2 protein-coding genes are annotated in these 1,019 nt (G+C 45.2%); one reads left to right on the top strand and one right to left on the bottom strand.

From position 1 onward, the window contains the following. Positions 1-510: ABC transporter substrate-binding protein (locus tag A3739_RS19500; RefSeq protein ID WP_156502704.1), on the bottom strand; the 510-nt coding region annotated here is incomplete at its 3' end. 200 nt (positions 511-710) lie between these two features. Here A3739_RS19500 and A3739_RS19495 point away from each other — a divergent pair. Further along, positions 711-1,019 (top strand): ChuX/HutX family heme-like substrate-binding protein (locus tag A3739_RS19495; RefSeq protein WP_068502511.1); only part of this gene is annotated, 309 nt, incomplete at its 3' end.

Below are 1,019 nucleotides of genomic sequence, written 5' to 3'. Positions count from 1 at the left end.
GATCGCTGTCTTTTGTTTCACCGAAGTGTTGGCAAGTGTTGTGCGCATCTCTTCGATGATGTTGATGAGCTTTTCGCCGTCTTCTTTGTGATTAAATTCGGTAGAAAGTGTACGGACGTTTTCGATAAGAGTATCGATTGTTTTTGGTGATTCCTGTTGAATAATTTGGACGCCGGTTTTTTCAAGAGCGTTGATTGCGGTTTCAGGACCCATGTCTGCGGCGCCTACAAGAGCGTCTGCTTTGATGCTTAGTAAGCCTTCGGGTGAAAGTTGGCGGTGGTAGCCAATGCTGGGCAAGCCTCGTAATTCGGGTTGACGAACTGACGTGACATCCACAGCAATAATAGCATCCTGAAGGTTAAGGGCTTGTAGGACTTGGGTGGTGCCTAGATCTGCGCTGATAATGCGAGGAGTCTCATCTTCGGCGAGAGCTGTTTGTGTGGTAATAACTGTGAGAAGTAGAGAAAAGCATGCCAATGATTTTGCAAAACTAATTCCGGCGCTGCGCATTTTGGTCTCCGAAGGGGCGTGACAGATAGTGCGTAGAAAATAGTTTAAGTCGCACTTTCTTAGGGTGATATTTAAGAAAGCGCAAGAATAGAGGACGGTAATGGCAATGTCAATCGAAATGAGACTAATTCGTATTTACATGTAAAGCTTCGTCTGTTACCTTTCGCGACTTTGGGAATATAGCGCGCTAGGAAAAAGGCATGACTGATAAAGTTGATATTGATAACGATCCAATTATTCAAGGTGAGCAGGCGCAGGGTTTACTTGAACTGCTAAGCACTTGGGGGCCGCTGACCACAATCGTATTCTCGGGAGGTTGCGTGTTTGAATTTAAAGGTGCATTTCCTAAAGGCACGCTAGGCGAAGGTTTTTACAACTTCGGGCATGGCAATGCTGCGGGTTTTCAAGGGCATTTGAACTTAAAGAACGTAAAGGCAATTACCTTCCAAGATAAATTGCACCGTGGTCGTCAAAGCTATGCCTTTGTATTCCGCGACAAGAACAATGAT

The organism is Oleiphilus sp. HI0067 (assembly GCF_001635735.1).
Note: the sequence above shows the minus strand (reverse complement) of the source record. Positions and strands in the feature narration are given on the sequence as shown.